General features: G+C 59.0%; 17 protein-coding genes. 11 read left to right on the top strand and 6 right to left on the bottom strand.

The window, feature by feature from the left end; all coding sequences use genetic code 11:
- The first annotated feature begins 79 nt into the window (after window positions 1–79).
- The 6 genes from ACR0AG_RS04555 (at window position 80) to ACR0AG_RS04580 (ending at window position 5,559) form a co-directional block, all read left to right on the top strand.
- Entirely contained in the window at window positions 80–1,051 is a 972-nt protein-coding gene (locus ACR0AG_RS04555; protein WP_480836807.1) for a glycosyltransferase family 2 protein, read from the top strand.
- Between the two features lie 202 nt (window positions 1,052–1,253).
- Window positions 1,254–1,997 carry a hypothetical protein gene (locus ACR0AG_RS04560; RefSeq protein ID WP_480836808.1) on the top strand — a complete coding sequence of 248 codons (744 nt, stop codon included), beginning with the start codon at window positions 1,254–1,256 and terminating at the stop codon, window positions 1,995–1,997.
- Window positions 1,998–2,145: 148 nt separating this feature from the next.
- Complete coding sequence (dusA, locus tag ACR0AG_RS04565; RefSeq protein WP_480836809.1) at window positions 2,146–3,162, top strand: tRNA dihydrouridine(20/20a) synthase DusA; 1,017 nt, start codon at window positions 2,146–2,148, stop codon at window positions 3,160–3,162.
- A 28-nt stretch (window positions 3,163–3,190) separates the two neighbouring features.
- Entirely contained in the window at window positions 3,191–4,015 is an 825-nt protein-coding gene (locus ACR0AG_RS04570) for a sulfite exporter TauE/SafE family protein (protein ID WP_480836810.1), read from the top strand.
- Window positions 4,009–4,794, top strand: a complete 786-nt coding sequence (locus tag ACR0AG_RS04575) for a hypothetical protein (RefSeq protein ID WP_480836812.1) — start codon at window positions 4,009–4,011, stop codon at window positions 4,792–4,794. The genes ACR0AG_RS04570 and ACR0AG_RS04575 overlap by 7 nt, the downstream gene beginning before the upstream one ends.
- A 36-nt stretch (window positions 4,795–4,830) precedes the next feature.
- Window positions 4,831–5,559 carry a SpoIIAA family protein gene (locus tag ACR0AG_RS04580; RefSeq protein ID WP_480836814.1) on the top strand — a complete coding sequence of 243 codons (729 nt, stop codon included), beginning with the start codon at window positions 4,831–4,833 and terminating at the stop codon, window positions 5,557–5,559.
- A 248-nt stretch (window positions 5,560–5,807) separates the two neighbouring features.
- Here the strand turns inward: ACR0AG_RS04580 and ACR0AG_RS04585 are convergent, their stop codons facing one another.
- The 3 genes from ACR0AG_RS04585 to ccmI are packed head-to-tail and all read right to left on the bottom strand — an operon-like array spanning window position 5,808 to window position 7,749.
- Complete coding sequence (locus ACR0AG_RS04585) at window positions 5,808–6,041, bottom strand: DUF1289 domain-containing protein (protein WP_480836816.1); 234 nt, start codon at window positions 6,039–6,041, stop codon at window positions 5,808–5,810.
- Window positions 6,042–6,058: 17 nt separating this feature from the next.
- Window positions 6,059–6,523, bottom strand: a complete 465-nt coding sequence (gene ruvX / locus ACR0AG_RS04590) for a Holliday junction resolvase RuvX (RefSeq protein WP_480836818.1) — start codon at window positions 6,521–6,523, stop codon at window positions 6,059–6,061.
- Window positions 6,520–7,749 carry a c-type cytochrome biogenesis protein CcmI gene (ccmI, locus tag ACR0AG_RS04595; RefSeq protein WP_480836820.1) on the bottom strand — a complete coding sequence of 410 codons (1,230 nt, stop codon included), beginning with the start codon at window positions 7,747–7,749 and terminating at the stop codon, window positions 6,520–6,522. Before ccmI ends, ruvX begins: the two co-directional genes overlap by 4 nt.
- A gap of 176 nt (window positions 7,750–7,925) precedes the next feature.
- Here ccmI and ACR0AG_RS04600 point away from each other — a divergent pair, with 176 nt between their 5' ends.
- The gene (locus ACR0AG_RS04600; protein ID WP_480836822.1) at window positions 7,926–9,170 is read left to right on the top strand and encodes a sarcosine oxidase subunit beta family protein; all 1,245 of its coding nucleotides are present in this window, start codon (window positions 7,926–7,928) and stop codon (window positions 9,168–9,170) included.
- Here the strand turns inward: ACR0AG_RS04600 and ACR0AG_RS04605 are convergent.
- Window positions 9,164–9,454: a hypothetical protein gene (locus tag ACR0AG_RS04605; RefSeq protein ID WP_480836824.1), complete on the bottom strand. Its 291-nt coding sequence runs from the start codon at window positions 9,452–9,454 to the stop codon at window positions 9,164–9,166. The genes ACR0AG_RS04600 and ACR0AG_RS04605 overlap by 7 nt on opposite strands.
- Window positions 9,455–9,671: 217 nt before the next feature.
- Between ACR0AG_RS04605 and ACR0AG_RS04610 the strand changes: the two genes are divergently transcribed.
- From ACR0AG_RS04610 to ACR0AG_RS04620, 3 genes are all read left to right on the top strand, one after another.
- Entirely contained in the window at window positions 9,672–10,001 is a 330-nt protein-coding gene (locus ACR0AG_RS04610; RefSeq protein WP_480836826.1) for a sarcosine oxidase subunit delta, read from the top strand.
- Window positions 10,002–10,068: 67 nt separating this feature from the next.
- Window positions 10,069–13,083 carry a sarcosine oxidase subunit alpha family protein gene (locus ACR0AG_RS04615; protein WP_480836828.1) on the top strand — a complete coding sequence of 1,005 codons (3,015 nt, stop codon included), beginning with the start codon at window positions 10,069–10,071 and terminating at the stop codon, window positions 13,081–13,083.
- On the top strand, window positions 13,076–13,642 hold the full coding sequence (locus ACR0AG_RS04620; RefSeq protein WP_480836830.1) for a sarcosine oxidase subunit gamma: 567 nt from the start codon (window positions 13,076–13,078) through the stop codon (window positions 13,640–13,642). Before ACR0AG_RS04615 ends, ACR0AG_RS04620 begins: the two co-directional genes overlap by 8 nt.
- A 45-nt stretch (window positions 13,643–13,687) precedes the next feature.
- Here the strand turns inward: ACR0AG_RS04620 and ACR0AG_RS04625 are convergent, their stop codons facing one another.
- Both ACR0AG_RS04625 and ACR0AG_RS04630 read right to left on the bottom strand, forming a co-directional pair.
- On the bottom strand, window positions 13,688–14,083 hold the full coding sequence (locus ACR0AG_RS04625; RefSeq protein WP_480836832.1) for a hypothetical protein: 396 nt from the start codon (window positions 14,081–14,083) through the stop codon (window positions 13,688–13,690).
- A gap of 99 nt (window positions 14,084–14,182) precedes the next feature.
- Window positions 14,183–14,944, bottom strand: a complete 762-nt coding sequence (locus ACR0AG_RS04630; RefSeq protein WP_480836834.1) for an FkbM family methyltransferase — start codon at window positions 14,942–14,944, stop codon at window positions 14,183–14,185.
- Window positions 14,945–15,043: 99 nt separating this feature from the next.
- Here ACR0AG_RS04630 and ACR0AG_RS04635 point away from each other — a divergent pair, with 99 nt between their 5' ends.
- On the top strand, window positions 15,044–15,643 hold the full coding sequence (locus ACR0AG_RS04635) for a superoxide dismutase (RefSeq protein ID WP_480836836.1): 600 nt from the start codon (window positions 15,044–15,046) through the stop codon (window positions 15,641–15,643).
- Window positions 15,644–15,844 lie beyond the last annotated feature (201 nt).

Consider the following 15,844-nt stretch of genomic DNA (forward strand, 5'->3'; position numbering starts at 1 on the left):
AAACAGCAAAGGGATAGCTTTCAGCACGCAGGCACGAGACCGGTAGATGACGGATGAGACCTTTCTCATTGTAACTACAATGAAAAACGAAGGGCCATTCATGATTGACTGGGTGGCTTACCATCGTGCGATCGGTTTTGACGATATCCTGATCTACACCAATGATTGCGAGGACGGAACCGATGCAATCGGTCGCCGCCTTCAGGAACTTGGTTGGGCCCATCACCAACCCAATGATGGCCTGTTGAAAACGCCGCAAGGGCGGGCTTTCACACAGGCGCGCCAGCATCCCAGCTATTTGACCTCTGACTGGATCATGAGCCTGGACGTTGACGAATACATCAACCTTCATCTGCCTGGGGGCGACATCCGCAGCCTCGTCGAGGCCAGTGGCGAGGCTGATGCGATTTCGATCTGTTGGCGCATGTTTGGCCAGGCGGGAATGCAGGAATTCGTGGATCGCCCGGTGACCGAGGTTTTTCTGCGGGCCTCGCCCGAGGATCGCGTTCCGCATGAACGGGCCAACGGCTTTAAGACGCTATTCCGCAACAATGGCAAATTCAATCGCCTCCGCGCGCATCGCCCCCGAATTGATCCCGAACATGCACCGTTTCCGGATGCGCCTTACGATGGCGTGCTTTGGCGAGATGCGGGTGGAAACCTGTACCCGGCGCACGAGGTCAGATGGCGGGCGTGGTCGGGGTTCCGACATACTTATGCCCGTATCAATCATTATGCCGTTCGCAGTTCAGACAGTTTTCTGATCAAGCGGGACAGGGGGCGTACCAATCACGTGCACAAAGATCAGGGCATCGATTACTGGCGCGTGATGAACCATAACCATGTCGAGGACCGCTCGATCCTGAAACACATGCCTGCGATGCATCAGGTCAAGGCGCAGATGATGGCTGACCCCGAACTGGGAAAGCTCCACGCACAGGCGTGTGATTGGCACCGCGAGAAGGCGCGAGACCTTCGGCAGCGATCAGATTGGGACGATCTGATAACCGAGATGCAGAGGCCCGTGCGAACCGATGACCCGCAAGATTGATCAGACCTGAATTTAGCGAAGCCATATTGTAAAGGTTGTGCTTGGGTGTTCAAGAAAACGCCAAATCTGGTCTGCGGGATCGATGCGCCGAAGGTTGTAGCCTCTGACGCGCTTGAAGCTGTGAAAATCCTGCCAATCAGCGCGCACCTAGGAACATCGCGCGAATTTGCCAATAAATCCCAAGGGTCTGGTCAATTGGGCTGTGCGTACCTACATCCTTTGCATGGCATTTGATCAGGATTTCTTTTGTAGCGAGGTGGAACTGGAAATACGCCTCATGGTTGAAAATACGGTGCATGCAACCGACCAACGCGTCTCGCGGGTTCAGACCCGGCAAGGGTCTGTGGTCTGGATAAAACGGGTCGAGCGGTTCTCGGCGGGCCTGTGGTTGGTCAAAGGAGCCCCGGAAAAGGCGTTTGCACGCGACCGCGCGGCGCGGGAATTTCTGTGGCGGCGCGGTGTGCCTGTGCCCGCGATGGTGGCCGAAGGTGACGATTTCATCGCGCTGGAAGATGCCGGGCCCAGCCTGACAAAAATCTATCAGGACAGAACGCTGAGCGTGTCTGAAAAGGCCACCGCTTGCCGCGAGGCCGGGCGCGCGCTGGCGCGTTTGCATGCTGAAAATCTGGCCCATGGGCGACCGGCTTTTCGTGACATGTGTTGGGACGGCGCTCAGATACGTTTCATTGATTTTGAGTATTTTTCGCCCTCCAAAGCCGGAGTTTTTCGTAAAGCCCGCGATCTGCTTGTCACGACAATCTCTGCCCTGGCGCAGGGCGTCCGGGGGCCTCGCTGCGCCTATCTGGTTCTGCGCGCCTATGCCGAGGCGGCGATTGATCGGCCGAACACCCGGTCTGTGCGTACTTCGGCAGACGCTTCAAGGCGCGTCCGATTGGCCGAACCTCGTCTGCCATTGAAGTTCAAGGATAGCGTCCCCAACCGCTGAGATGCCGGATCGCTCGTGTAATTGCACCCTGTTCAAATGGACAGCCACGGGGTCAACACAGGGATGTTCTCTCGGCTCACTTGTTGTTGCCCAAGTTTTGGACTAACTCACCAAATGTCAGGCGGCAGGGCTTTCGGGATGTTCGATCATGGATAACAGGGTGAATGACCTTGCCAGAAGTGCGCGCCTGAGCGTGGCACCGATGATGGACTGGACTGACCGCCATTGCCGGTATCTGCACCGGTTGCTCAGCGCCAACGCATTGCTCTACACCGAGATGGTCACAGCTCCGGCACTGGTGCGGGGCGGGGCGCTGCATTTGCTGGACTATAATCCCCAGGAACACCCTGTGGCCCTGCAGCTTGGCGGGTCGGACCCGCAAGAGCTCGCCTCGGCCGCGAAACTGGGTGCGCAGGCCGGATATGATGAGATCAACCTGAACTGCGGCTGCCCGTCTGATCGGGTGCAATCGGGCACGTTTGGTGCGGTGCTGATGAGAGAACCCGATCGCGTCGCCGATTGCGTCAAGGCGATGCGAGATGCCGTCAGTGTCGAGGTCACTGTGAAATGCCGCATCGGCGTGGATGATCAGGACCCGACCACAGTGCTGCCCGAGTTCCTGAACAAGATATCTGACGCCGGGTGCAAACGTGTGACCATCCACGCGCGCAAGGCATGGCTGCAGGGTCTGAGCCCCAAGGAGAACCGGGATATTCCGCCGCTGGACTACGACCTTGTTCATCGGATGAAGCAGGCCTTTCCTGACCTTCATATCTCGATTAACGGGGGAATAACCTCACTGGATCAGGCGTTTGCTCATCTTGAGGCCGGACTGGACGGTGTGATGATCGGGCGGGCGGCGTATCACCAGCCGACAGACATCCTGTCTCAGGCCGATGCGCGGATTTATGGCGCAGGCACGGTTTCCGATCCGATCGAAGTTGTGCACAAGATGGTGCCCTATATCGACGCGCATATTGCCGGTGGCGAACGCCTGCATCAGATCACCCGGCATATGCTGGGTCTGTTTGCCGGCCGTCCCGGCGCGCGGGCGTGGCGCAGGCTGCTGTCCGAGGGCGCCGTGCGCGAAAATGCCGGGACCGAGGTTCTGATGCACGCCCTGGACCGCGTGGTGCCTGTGGCACAGGAAGAAAGAGCAGTTTGAACAGGCCGCAGGCCGCGAAGGGGGAAAGATGCCCGAAACGATGTTGCTGGCCCAGATGACGGGTCTTTTGCTGGTGATCGGTGCGCTGGCTGGTGTGCTGGCCGGATTGCTGGGCGTGGGCGGAGGCATCGTGCTGGTGCCCGCCTTCTTCTATGCGTTCCAAACCCTTGGATATGGCGGCCCGCAGTTGATGCAGCTGTGTCTGGCGACCTCATTGGCGACGATCATCGTGACGTCGATCCGGTCCGTGCTGAGCCATAACAAGAAAGGTGCCGTGGATTGGGATATCCTGCGCGGTTGGGGGCCGGGTATCGCGCTGGGCGCGGTGGCCGGGGTGTTGGTTGCGTCAGCGCTGCGGACTGAGGCGTTGCAAGCCTTGTTCGGTGTCTTGGGCATTGTCATCGGTCTCTATCTGGGCTTGGGACGCTCCGAGTGGCGGTTGGGTGATGCGATGCCCAAAGGCCTGCGCCGCGCGACCCTGTCGCCGGGCGTCGGCTTTTTGTCGGTCCTCATGGGGATCGGAGGCGGCAGCTTCGGCGTGCCGCTGATGAGCCTTTTCAATACGCCGATCCACCGCGCGGTGGCCACAGCCGCTGGGTTTGGTGTGATAATCGCGGTGCCCTCGGTTCTGGGCTTTCTGTTTTTGCCGATCGCAGCGGAGCATCGCCCGCCGCTGACTATCGGCGCGGTCAATCTGGTGGCCTTCGGCATCGTGGTGGCGATGACCATGATCACGGCGCCCTGGGGCGTGAAACTGGCACATGCGATGGACCCGAAGCCGCTCAAACGTGTGTTTGCGGTGTTTTTGACGCTGGTTGCGCTGAACATGCTGCGAAAGGCGCTGGGGTGGTAGCGGAGTTTTGGAAAAAAGGCTGGGCCAAGTTCTCTGTCGACCCAGCGGTTCAGCAATGGGTGGCAAAGGCTCTGCCGCTGGCACGGGCGTCCATTGATGATCCCGCGCACGCGCAATGGCATGATTGCGAGGGGACCTGGTTCGTCGGGGTCGATGCGCTGGATAATGATGCGCAAGGACGGGTCGGGGGATCGGCCCCTCTGGCGGGCCGCGCCCTGGATTTTCTGACCCAGCATTATGGGGCGTTGTCACTGCACAAGGGGCAGATTTCGGTCATCTACCCCGGCTACCCCCGTCCCAAACAGGGCGAGAATGACGCCGCCGCAAGGTATCGCGCCAAACGCGATGCGGCGCATATTGACGGGTTGCGGCCCAGCGGCCCGGAACGCCGTAGGCGGGTCGAGGAACCGCATGCCTGGATCCTCGGGATCCCGCTGAACGAGGCCAGCGCCGACGCCGCGCCGCTGGTGTTGTGGGAAGGCAGCCACAAACTCATGGCCGCAGCATTTAGCGAGGCGCTGGGTGGTGTGTCGCCCGAGGACATGGCACAGGCCGACGTGACCGAGATTTATCAGGCCACGCGTCGGGCCGTTTTTGACAGCTGCAAACGCATCGAAGTTCCGGCGCGACCGGGCGAGGCTTATATCTTGCATCGGCACTGTCTGCATGGCGTGGCGCCCTGGGGCGAAAGCGCGGCGGCCGGTCCGGACGGTCGAATGATCGCCTATTTCCGCCCGGAACTGACGGGCGGTGTAGCCGAATGGATAGAATCCCCCTAACGTATTGCCATTATTCGGCTTTGGAGGATTTCTTTCATGATTACGATCCAGACAAATTCAGATGGCTCTTTGATCGAAGCAGAATTGTCGGGCGAGATTACGGCCGCGGATTACGCGACCTCATTGGTTCCTGCGATTGAAACCGCCCTTGCGGACCATGATGCGGTTCGCTTGCTGGTCATCATGACGCCCGAGTTCAAAGGCTACGACCTGAGCGCGGCCTGGGCCGACACCAAGCTGGGACTGGGGCACTGGCGCGGTTTCGACCGTATTGGCGTTGTCGCTGATGAGGGCTGGGTTCAGACCAGCGTCCGGTTGGTTGCACCCATTTTGCCGTGCCCGGTTCAGGTATTCGGAATGGATGAGATTGAAACGGCGCGGCGCTGGATACGGGAATCGCTGGGTGCGATCCACGTGACGGATTTGGGCGGTCCTTGTGTTCAGATCAGCCTGCTGGGCAAACTGGAACCCGACGAATATCGGCAGGCGCAGACCGACCTGGACAGTTTGCTGCACAACCGGGACGGCTTTCGCCTGCTAATCGACCTGAGCGAATTCGATGGTTGGCAAGGTTTGACGGCATTGACGGCCCATGTCCGTCTGGCCGCCGGTCATATTGGACAGTTGGACCGGGCCGCCATTGTTGGCGACAAGACCTGGCAGCATTTGGCGCAACGGATCGCTGGACATGTACTTGGCACACGCACCCAATATTTCCCATCCGATGCCTATGAAGACGCAAAAATCTGGTTGGCAGCGGGCTAGGAAAAGCACCGGTTTTGTGCAGACAAATGACGCAAGGTCACCCTGCGAGAGGCACAACTTTTTCTTGATTGACCGATCAGTAAAAGACTAAGAGCGCTAGGTTCCCCGGGCTGCCGCTTGGGAACATTTCTGACGGAAACGCGCCGTTGTGGGTTGTCGCTCACTCACGCTCGATACCTGAACTCATCCCCCTCGGAGTTCATACCGGCCCGCAACGGCGCAGGCCCCCAACTGGACATGAAATGGCTTCAGGCCTTGTTCAGCCGCCCGGCACGTCCACCGCGGCGTTTGGCCAGTTGCGGTTTGCGGTCGGGCAGGGCCTTCATGATTTCCGCACGTTCAGAGCTGTCCATTTTCGACCAACGAGCAATTTCGTCCATTGTGCGATAGCAGCCAGTGCAGATGCGTTCGGTCGGGTGTACGACACAGATCTGGATGCAAGGGCTTTCGACCTCGTTCCGTTTCCAAACCATGTTTGTCATCAGCGTTTTCCGATCCGTTACAAAAAGCGCATCCTGTCGAGCGCCCCTTGCAAGATATAGCCAGCTGCGACGTGATCGATAACCTGTCCGCGACGTTTTCGTGTCGTATCCGCCTCGAGCAGTGCTTTTTCTGCCGCAACCGTGCTGAGCCGTTCGTCCCAGAAACCGATGGGAAGATCGGTCAAACGGCTTAGATTTCTGGCAAATGCACGGGTGGATTGGCATCGCGGGCCTTCTGTGCCGTCCATGTTCTTGGGCAGGCCCAACAAAATGCCGCCGATCTCACGGTCTTTCACAATGTCAATCAACCGGGCGGAATCCAGGGTGAATTTCTTGCGCCGCACCGTCTCAAGCGGGCTGGCAACGGTGCGCATCCGGTCCGATACGGCGACACCGATTGTTTTTTCGCCAAGGTCCAGCCCCATCAGCGCGGTCATTGCGGGCAGGGCGGCGGCATAGTCCTGAAAGTCGTCGTGGATCATTGCGTAATACCCGCCTGACGTGCGGCGGCGGCAATCATCTGCAAGGCCGCGTCGTCCTGGGCAAATGTCGCCAATGCCTCATCGTGAATGGCCTCTGCGCGGTCGGTCTGGCCCAAAACACCAAGTGCGGCGATCAGCCGGGCCCATTCTTCGGCTGAGCCCCCGTCCGTCGCCAGCCGGTCCGACAGGTTTTCAACCATGCCGACGATCATTTCCTGCCGTTCTTCCGGCGTCATCTCGGCTGCCGCCTGAACCTGCTCGTCAGACGGTCCGGGGGCAGCGGGGCTGGCTGTAAAGTCCGGTGGGTTAAAGACACCGGCCCGAAAGGCCATTTCTTCGATCTGAAAGCGGATCGCATCTGCCCAGGGCGCGTTAGCGGGCGCATCCTGCAAGGCCTGCGCCCAGACCACATAAGCCTGATCCGGTCGCCCGGTCTGCGCCAGCAACTGCCCCCAGTAATACCGCGCCGGACCCAGATCGGGCGTGCGATTTAGCGCTTGTGTCAACGCATCTTCCGCCTCGCGAGAGACATAGCCGCCCGCCGCCAGAATCATCATCTCGGCCAGATCCGCATAAGCCTCGCCTGTTACCTGATCGCCGGACAGGGCGATCACGCGAACCTGAGCTTCGTAACCTTCCTTGAAGTTTCCGGCATTCGTCTCGTGTTGTGCCAGCAGGATGTGCCCCTGCAGATCGTCAGGCCGTTGCGCGACGGTGTCCCGCAGGCGCTGCAACAGCGCCGCATAGCTTTCATCCAGGACAGGTTTCTCAAACCCGGGTGACTGACCCTCTGCCTCGGCCTGGTCAAGCCGGTTTTCGCGAAGTTCCTGGGCAAACGCGATGCGCTGCGCCAGAGGCATATCGGGATATCCAACAGCGCCCATTTGCCGATAGATCAACAATGCGCCACCAATCAGAACAGCGCCGACCAACGCTATCGAGACGGTAGAGACCGCCCGTCCGGGGCCTTCGTTCTGCTCTTCGGCGCGCATCTTTGCATCCGCCGCTAGAATGCGCCGGGAGATTTCGTTGCGTACCCGCTCGGCATCCTCGGCGCCGATCACACCGCGGGCCAGATCGCGGTCCACGCCCGCCAATTGCTCGCGATAGACACGCAGGTCATAGGCCGCGGTCGGTTCATCCGCGCGACGCCCCCGCAGCATGGTTAACCCAAGCAGCCCGGCAATCAGCGCAGCGGTCAGAGAAATGAGAACCCAGAACGTCATGGTCACTCCAGTATTGCAGCCTCGACTTAGCCCTCTCTGGCCGTTTAAAAAAGGGACAAATGGCCGCGAAACAGTTGCATGTCGCAATATTGCGATATTGTGCCGTTGCATGGCGTAGGGAAACAGCGCTAGCACGGCATATCTGTGTCCAATCACCGAACCGGATGGATTCGTACATGAAACACTATTCAGCCTTTGCTGTCGCGCGCGAAGCGCTGCGCTATCACACCGGATGGGAACGCGCCTGGCGCTCGCCCGAGCCCAAGAAACGCTATGACGTGATCATCGTCGGTGCGGGGGGTCATGGTTTGGCGACGGCTTACTACCTGGGCAAGAACTACGGCATCCAGAATGTGGCTGTGATCGAAAAGGGCTGGTTGGGCGGTGGCAACACCGGTCGGAACACGACCATCATCCGGTCGAATTACCTGCAGGATCCCTCGGCGGCGCTCTATGAAAAGGCGCGCAGCCTTTATGAGGATCTAAGCCAGGATCTGAACTATAACATCATGTTCAGCCCGCGCGGCGTGATCATGCTGGCGCAAACACAACACGAAATTCGCGGCTATCAGCGCACGGCGCATGCCAACGCGTTGCAGGGCGTGAAAACCGAGTGGATCACGCCCGAGCGCGTGAAAGAGCTGGTGCCGATCATCAATCTGGACGGCCCGCGCTATCCGGTTCTGGGCGGTCTCTGGCAGGAACGCGGTGGTACCGCACGCCACGATGCGGTGGCCTGGGGCTATGCGCGGGCGTGCTCGGCCATGGGAATGGATATCATCCAGCAATGCGAAGTCACAGGCGTGCGCCGGGATCAGGGTCGCGTTGTAGGTGTCGACACCACCAAGGGCGCGATTGATTGCGACAAGCTGGGCATCGTGGTCGCAGGGCATTCAGGGCAACTGGCCGAAATGGCGGGTTTCCGTCTACCGCTTGAGGCCGTGGCCCTTCAGGCGCTGGTGTCCGAACCGATCAAGCCCTGCATGGATGTGGTCGTGATGGCCAATACCGTGCACGGCTATATGTCCCAATCGGACAAGGGCGAGATGGTGATTGGTGGCGGCACCGACGGGTTCAACAACTACACCCAGCGCGGTTCCTTCCACCATATCGAGGAAACAGTGCGGGCGCTGGTCGAAACCTTCCCGATGATCTCGCGCCTGAAAATGCTGCGCCAATGGGGCGGGATCGTGGATATGACCGGCGACCGGTCACCGATCCTGTCAAAAACACCGCTGCAAGGCTGTTTTATTAACGGCGGCTGGGGCACGGGGGGATTCAAGGCCATCCCGGGCTCGGGCTGGGGCATGGCGCAACTGATGGCCACGGGCCATTCGCCACTGACCGAAGCCTTTACGCTGGACCGTTTCAAAGAAGGCCGCTTCATCGACGAAAGCGTCGCTGCTGGGGTGGCTCATTGATGTCTAAACCAGTCGTTCGCTTCTTCTCCATTTCGGAAGAACTCGTCCTCGACTTCACCTTGCAAGGACCGAAGTCCAGAACGAGATTCGTGAGATTTTCGGAACTTCTCTTTAGCCGAAGCTTCAGCAGAACGGATGCGCTCAAGACAGTTTTCGAAAGACTTTCGAACATCTCGAAGTTTTTGCCATCCGCTTTCATCGCCGTCTGCAATTTTGGAGGCTTCCACAGTCTGTTTGTGAATGCTTTCAAGCTCAAAAGCCAGATGTGTCCAGTAATTGTTCATACGGTACTTCAAGGCTGTGTGTTCTCCATTTACCCCAATGCTAAGCTAGCTATGGGACTCAACGCAATCTGTAAATCTTTGGGGATAACTTCGGACAAGACGAACGCAGGGTGTCGACTTCCACGTAACCTCAAGAAAAACAAAACAGTTGTTCACGTTGATGTAGCTAATTCTAGTCTGGTCTCTCCGATCAGCCTGGCGACAAAAGGATGACCACATGCTGATCCTGAATTGCCCCTATTGCGGCGTTGATGCCGAAGAAACCGAACTCGCTGCAGGCGGTGAGGCGCATCTGAAACGCTTCGGTCCGGGCTCGTCTGATGATGAGTTCCACGACTACCTGTTCACGCGCGAAAATCCCAAAGATGTGCATTTCGAACGCTGGCGCCATGCCAATGGCTGTGGCAAGTGGTTCCACGCCGCGCGCTGCACGCGGACGCTTGAGGTTTTTGGAACCTACGCGGCCCAAACGACCGAGCCGCCCCAAGACATCAAGGATGCCATCACTGCCAAGCGCCCGGGTTGGAGCTGGAGAGAGTTCTCCTGATGCTTCATCTTTTCGAAAATACTCCCGCCGGAGGCTCTGACGCCTCCACATGCGAAAGGTCCGCACCATGAGCACCCGCCTCGCAAAACAAGGCCGCCTGATCGACCGGTCGAAACAGGTTAACTTCACGTTCAACGGCACCGTGATGCAGGGGTATGAGGGCGACACGCTGGCCTCGGCTCTTCTGGCCAACGACCAGATGATGGTGGGGCGGTCGTTCAAATATCACCGCCCGCGCGGTGTTGTCGCCAGCGGGGCCGAAGAGCCAAACGCGCTGGTTGGTCTGGGTGAGGACAATCGGTTCGAACCGAACCAGCGCGCCACCACGACCGAACTGTTCGATGGATTGACATCGGTATCGCAGAACCACTGGCCGAACCTTGAGTTTGACGTGGGTGCGGTCAACACCCATCTTTCGCGCTTCTTGCCCGCCGGGTTCTATTACAAGATGTTCATCCATCCCAAACCGTTCTGGAAGCACGTATACGAGCCGTTCATCCGGCAGTCCGCGGGTCTGGGCAAAGCCCCCGACAAGGACACGCGGGATGCGGACACCTACGAACATTTCTATGCCTTCACGGATGTGCTGGTGATCGGCGGCGGTGTGGCGGGCCTGCAAGCTGCCAAAGCGGCGGCGCAATCCGGCGCGAAGGTTCTGTTGATCGAGCAGACCGCGCATTGGGGCGGCCGCGCCCCGGTTGACGGCGGCACGGTTGACGGGCAGCCTGTGGATAAGTTCGTGGAACAATTGGTTTCCGAACTGGAAACAATGGACAATGTCACCCTGCGCAATCGCTGCATGGGTGCGGGCGTCTACGACCACGGCTATGTGCTGGGGTACGAGCGTCTGACAGACCATAACCCGGGTGCGCAGGGGCCACGTCATCGCTTGTGGCGGATCCGGGCAAAGCAGGTAGTGACAGCCACCGGCGCGATTGAACGTCCCTTGTCCTTTGCGGGTAACGATGTTCCCGGTGTAATGTTGGCCTCGGCCATGCGCGACTATGTCGTGAACTGGGGTGTGACCCCGGGTGAGCGTGTGATCGTGGCCACCAATAACGACGACGCCTATCGTACCGCGATAATTCTGAAACAGGCCGGTGTTGATGTCCTGCGGGTTGTGGACGCGCGCGCCGCGGCAGGGCCCTTGGCCCAGCAAGCGCGTGACCTTGGCATCCGGGTTGATCCCGGAAAAGCGATCGCCAAGGTCAAGGGCGGCAAGCGGGTCAAGAAAGTTGCCATCTGCAATCAGGACGGCATCGGCGGCGCACGCGAAGAGGTCGAAGCGGACGCAGTTGCAATGTCCGGCGGGTGGTCTCCGGTTGTTCACATGTGGTCCCATTGCGGCGGCAAGCTGATCTGGGATGAGGCGCAGGCGCATTTCCGTCCCGATCCCGAACGTCCGCCTTTGGGCGCGGATGGCGCAGGTTTCGTTCTGGCCGCGGGGTCGTCGAACGGCCCGCTGGTGCTGGGCGCGGTTCTGGCCGATGCGCATGCGGCGGGTCAGGCGGCAGCCAAGGCGGCAGGGTCCAAGCCCAAGGCAACCAAAGCTCCGGTCGGCGAGAGCACGGACGAAGCCGCCATGGCCGCGGTCTGGCTGATGCCCTCGAATGCCGAGATCGGATTGCGCATGAAATCCTGGCTGGATTTCCAGAATGACGTAAAAGTTTCCGACGTCCAACTGGCCGTGCGTGAAGGCTATGAAAGCGTCGAACACACCAAACGCTATACCACTTTGGGCATGGCAACAGATCAGGGTAAATTGAGCAATATCAACGGATTGGCGATCCTTGCTGATGCGCTGGAATCTGAGATTCCGAAGGTCGGTACAACCACCTTCCGCCCGCCCTATACCCCCATCTCGATGGGTGCGATCGGGGGCGAGGCGCGCGGCGAAGTATTCCAGCCGATCCGTCAGACACCGATGCATGACTGGCATGACAAGAACGGAGCCGAGTGGGAACCCGTCGGTCACTGGCGCCGGACCTATGCTTATGTCCGTCCCGGCGAAACCGTGCATGATGCGGTCAATCGTGAGGTGAAAAACACCCGCGAAAACCTCGGCCTGCTGGATGCTTCGACCCTGGGCAAGCTGATCGTCAAGGGCCCCGATGCGGGCAAGTTTCTGGACATGCTGTACACCAACATGATGTCCACGCTGAAGGTCGGCAAATGCCGCTATGGGCTGATGTGTTCCGAGAATGGCTTTCTGATCGACGACGGCGTTGTGGCCCGCATCGACGACGACACATGGCTGTGCCACACCACCACCGGTGGGGCCGAGACGATCTATGGTCACATGGAAGAATGGCTGCAAACCGAATGGTGGGACTGGAAAGTCTATGTCGCCAACGTGACCGAGCAATACGCGCAGGTCGCTGTGGTCGGTCCGAACGCCCGCAAAGTGCTGGAGAAGCTGGGCGGCATGGATGTCAGCAAAGATGCGCTGCCTTTCATGGAATGGCGTGACGGCAAGATCGGTGACTTCGACTGCCGAGCATATCGCATCTCGTTCTCGGGCGAGCTGTCTTATGAGATCGCCGTGCCTGCCTCGCAGGGACAGGCCTTTTGGGATGCTTTGATGGAGGCGGGTAAAGAACTCGGCGTGATGCCATACGGCACCGAATGTCTGCACATCCTGCGGGCCGAAAAGGGCTTTATCATGATCGGCGACGAGACCGACGGCACCGTGATCCCGCAGGATCTGGGGCTGCATTGGGCGCTGTCGAAAAAGAAAGAGGACTACCTTGGCAAACGCGCCCATTCGCGCAGCCACATGGCAGACCCTGAGCGGTGGAGATTGGTCGGGCTTGAGACTGTGGATGGATCGGTTCTGCCGGACGGCGCCTATGCGGTGGGCGAGGGCGTCAATGCCAACGGTCAGCGCAACATGATCGGGCGTGTGACCTCGACATACTACTCGGCCAATCTGGGCAAAGGCATCGCCATGGGGCTGATCAAGCATGGGCCTGACCGGATGGGAGAGATTGTCGAGTTCCCGGGCACGGATGACACAATCTACAAAGCCAGGATCGTGGACCCGATCTTCTATGACAAAGACGGGGAGAAGCAGAATGTCTGAACCCATCAGCGCATTGAACCATGCCAGCTATGACGGCATTGCCAAGGTCGAGGAATGCGGCCTGCAAGGCATGATCACCCTGCGCGGAGATCTGTCCGACAAGGTGCTGGCCAAGGCCGTCAAGGACGCCACCGGGCAAAAGATCCCGGGCCAGCGAGAGGTTCTGATCAAAGAGGACACCGGCGTCGCCTGGATGTCACCCGATGAGTTGCTGGTGCTGGTACCTTATGCCGAGGTCGAAGCGAAACTGGCCACGATGACCAACGCGCTCAGCGGTATCCACGCGCTGGCTGTCAATGTCTCGGACGCGCGGGCGGTGTTCCGCGTCTCAGGCGCAAACGCGCGCGAAGTGCTGGGCAAGCTCGCGCCCGTCGATCTGTCCACAGAAGCGTTCCAGCCAGGCCAGGTCCGCCGCTCGCGTCTGGCGCAGGTGGCCGGGGCTTTCTGGATGGATGATCCCGACACGTTCCGCGTCGTCTGTTTTCGCTCGGCTGCGGATTACGTGTTCAAGTTGCTGAAGGTCGCCGCCCAACCGGGCAGCGAGGTTGGAGTTTACTGATCCGATCTTAAGTGGAAGACCTCTGAAACTCAGTGGTCTTCTGGCTTACTTTTCGATTTTGCAGGTGCCGGTGCCAAAGGGTTTGTTCGCGGCGCTCACATGCGCAAAACTGGCCCGCACCCTAACCGTGTCCTCCGACGCGTCCAGATTGGCCTGATAGTTCATCCGAAGATTTGCCCCGTCGCTTGCAGGCAGGGTGACCTTCCATGAAATCCGATAGCGATCGCCGGATCGGACCTTTAGCTTCGCATTTGTCCAGTCCTGAAAACTGCTTGCGGCTTCTGCCGTGTTCTGGTCGGCGTCAATGCGGAACTTGTACTCTTCGGCGATCCAGCCGTGGCTGTCCTGTCTGGTCATGGTGCAATGATAATTTTTGGGCTGCGCAGCGAATGCCGGCACCGAAGCTGCGACCGTGAGGATCGCGGCAAAAAGGACTTTCATTTTTGTTTTTCCAACTTCTATTCCGTAGATACATCTGAGCAACCCAAAGCAGAAAGTGCAAGGATCGTTTCCCCTTAATGGGGTGCAATATGTCGCGGATCAGTTGTTCAGCAGGATCGTTCTAAACCGGTCCAACGCGCCGGGGTCGAGAAGCTGTTGAATGTCCAGCGCTTTGCCAGTTTCATCACAGCATTCCGAGTAAAAACCCAGACATTCCAACAGGGTCTTTGTCTTCTGAGCTCTGTCACCCTCTGCCAGCAGGGGCGCGTGAAGGGAAAGATACAGCGCCGGTCGGGTGCGTTCCAACCACTCCAGCAGCGTCGGAAGCACAAAGTACTCGGCCCCTTCGATGTCCATTTTGACCAGCGTCACCGCCGACAGGTCATTCGCAGCCTCGAACTGCGCCCATGCGATGGTCAGGGCATCGGTTCCATGCGCCGCATCGTGCAGCAACGAGCTTGTGGAATCCCCAGGCTCCCCCCGGACCGAGGCCATCCGGGCAACGCCAAACTGGTCCGATAGGGCAACTCCAAAGGCCGAGACGTTATGAATATCGTTCAGGTCCAGGTTCCAGGCCAGATGACGAAAGGCCGTTGGGTCGGGCTCAAAACACCAGACATGCCGCGCCCGGCGCGCGCCATAAAGGACGGTGGGCCCGATCCAAGCGCCGATATCCAGATAATCCTGATCCGGGGCTAGATACCTGTCGAGGATGGCAAATGTCTCAGGCTCCCACGCGCCAGAGGAGGCTTTGCGCCAGAATTTCGAATGATAGGGATCAAGGCGAAACGGTTCGCCGTTTAGGCGGCCTGCATAGTATCCGCGGGCGCGGTAAAACATCTTGCGCGCTTGGGTCAGCATCGCCTGCCTCCGGGTTTTCTTGTCTCTGCCCTTGACCTGCGGCCCTTGCCAAAGCATTTAACGCTTGGGAACCGCAACTTATATTTACAGGGGGCCGAGATGGCTTTTGAACTTCCTGATCTTCCTTATGCACATGACGCGCTGGCAGCCAAGGGTATGTCCGCGGAAACACTGGAATATCACCACGACCTGCACCACAAGGCCTATGTCGACAACGGCAACAAGCTGATCGCCGGCACCGAGTGGGACGGCAAGTCGCTGGAAGAGATCATCACCGGCACCTATGACGCCAACGCCGTCGCGCAGAACGGTATATTCAACAACATCAGCCAGCTGTGGAACCACAACCAGTTCTGGGAAATGATGGGCCCCGGCGGCAACGCCATGCCCGGTGAGCTGGAAAGGGCTCTGACCGAAAGCTTCGGCTCGGTTGACGAATTCAAATCGCAGTTCAGCGCTGCTGGTGCCGGTCAGTTCGGCTCGGGCTGGGCGTGGCTGGTCAAGAACGCAGACGGCTCGCTGGCCGTGACCAAGACCGAAAACGGCGTGAACCCATTGTGCTTTGGCCAGACTGCTCTGTTGGGCTGCGACGTGTGGGAGCACTCCTACTACATCGACTTCCGCAACAAGCGCCCGGCTTACCTGTCGAACTTCCTCGACAATCTGGTGAACTGGGAAAACGTCGCGTCGCGGATGTGATCTGACGAATAAGCGACTTAGGGCCCGTCGGCAGAGATGTTGGCGGGTTTTTTTTTATGGAGAGTAATCGCTAAGGTCGCTTCAGCTTGTTCTTGCGGTTGTAAAGGGCAGCTTTGAGCCCAAAGTTACCAATCAGAAATCACTCTGAAAGTCCGTTTGCCTTGCCGAAATCAACGTAACAATCGTCGCTGCGAAGCTTGT

This window comes from Ruegeria sp. H6 (assembly GCF_056532975.1).

What these genes read in the sequence shown, in the direction of transcription:
- ACR0AG_RS04555 (WP_480836807.1), top strand. Translation starts at nt 80, where the DNA reads ATGAAAAACGAAGGGCCATTCATGATTGACTGGGTGGCTTACCATCGT.
- dusA (WP_480836809.1), top strand. Translation starts at nt 2,146, where the DNA reads ATGGATAACAGGGTGAATGACCTTGCCAGAAGTGCGCGCCTGAGCGTG.
- ACR0AG_RS04570 (WP_480836810.1), top strand. Translation starts at nt 3,191, where the DNA reads ATGCCCGAAACGATGTTGCTGGCCCAGATGACGGGTCTTTTGCTGGTG.
- ACR0AG_RS04580 (WP_480836814.1), top strand. Translation starts at nt 4,831, where the DNA reads ATGATTACGATCCAGACAAATTCAGATGGCTCTTTGATCGAAGCAGAA.
- ACR0AG_RS04585 (WP_480836816.1), bottom strand. Translation starts at nt 6,041, where the DNA reads ATGACAAACATGGTTTGGAAACGGAACGAGGTCGAAAGCCCTTGCATC.
- ruvX (WP_480836818.1), bottom strand. Translation starts at nt 6,523, where the DNA reads ATGATCCACGACGACTTTCAGGACTATGCCGCCGCCCTGCCCGCAATG.
- ccmI (WP_480836820.1), bottom strand. Translation starts at nt 7,749, where the DNA reads ATGACGTTCTGGGTTCTCATTTCTCTGACCGCTGCGCTGATTGCCGGG.
- ACR0AG_RS04600 (WP_480836822.1), top strand. Translation starts at nt 7,926, where the DNA reads ATGAAACACTATTCAGCCTTTGCTGTCGCGCGCGAAGCGCTGCGCTAT.
- ACR0AG_RS04605 (WP_480836824.1), bottom strand. Translation starts at nt 9,454, where the DNA reads ATGAACAATTACTGGACACATCTGGCTTTTGAGCTTGAAAGCATTCAC.
- ACR0AG_RS04610 (WP_480836826.1), top strand. Translation starts at nt 9,672, where the DNA reads ATGCTGATCCTGAATTGCCCCTATTGCGGCGTTGATGCCGAAGAAACC.
- ACR0AG_RS04615 (WP_480836828.1), top strand. Translation starts at nt 10,069, where the DNA reads ATGAGCACCCGCCTCGCAAAACAAGGCCGCCTGATCGACCGGTCGAAA.
- ACR0AG_RS04620 (WP_480836830.1), top strand. Translation starts at nt 13,076, where the DNA reads ATGTCTGAACCCATCAGCGCATTGAACCATGCCAGCTATGACGGCATT.
- ACR0AG_RS04625 (WP_480836832.1), bottom strand. Translation starts at nt 14,083, where the DNA reads ATGAAAGTCCTTTTTGCCGCGATCCTCACGGTCGCAGCTTCGGTGCCG.
- ACR0AG_RS04630 (WP_480836834.1), bottom strand. Translation starts at nt 14,944, where the DNA reads ATGCTGACCCAAGCGCGCAAGATGTTTTACCGCGCCCGCGGATACTAT.
- ACR0AG_RS04635 (WP_480836836.1), top strand. Translation starts at nt 15,044, where the DNA reads ATGGCTTTTGAACTTCCTGATCTTCCTTATGCACATGACGCGCTGGCA.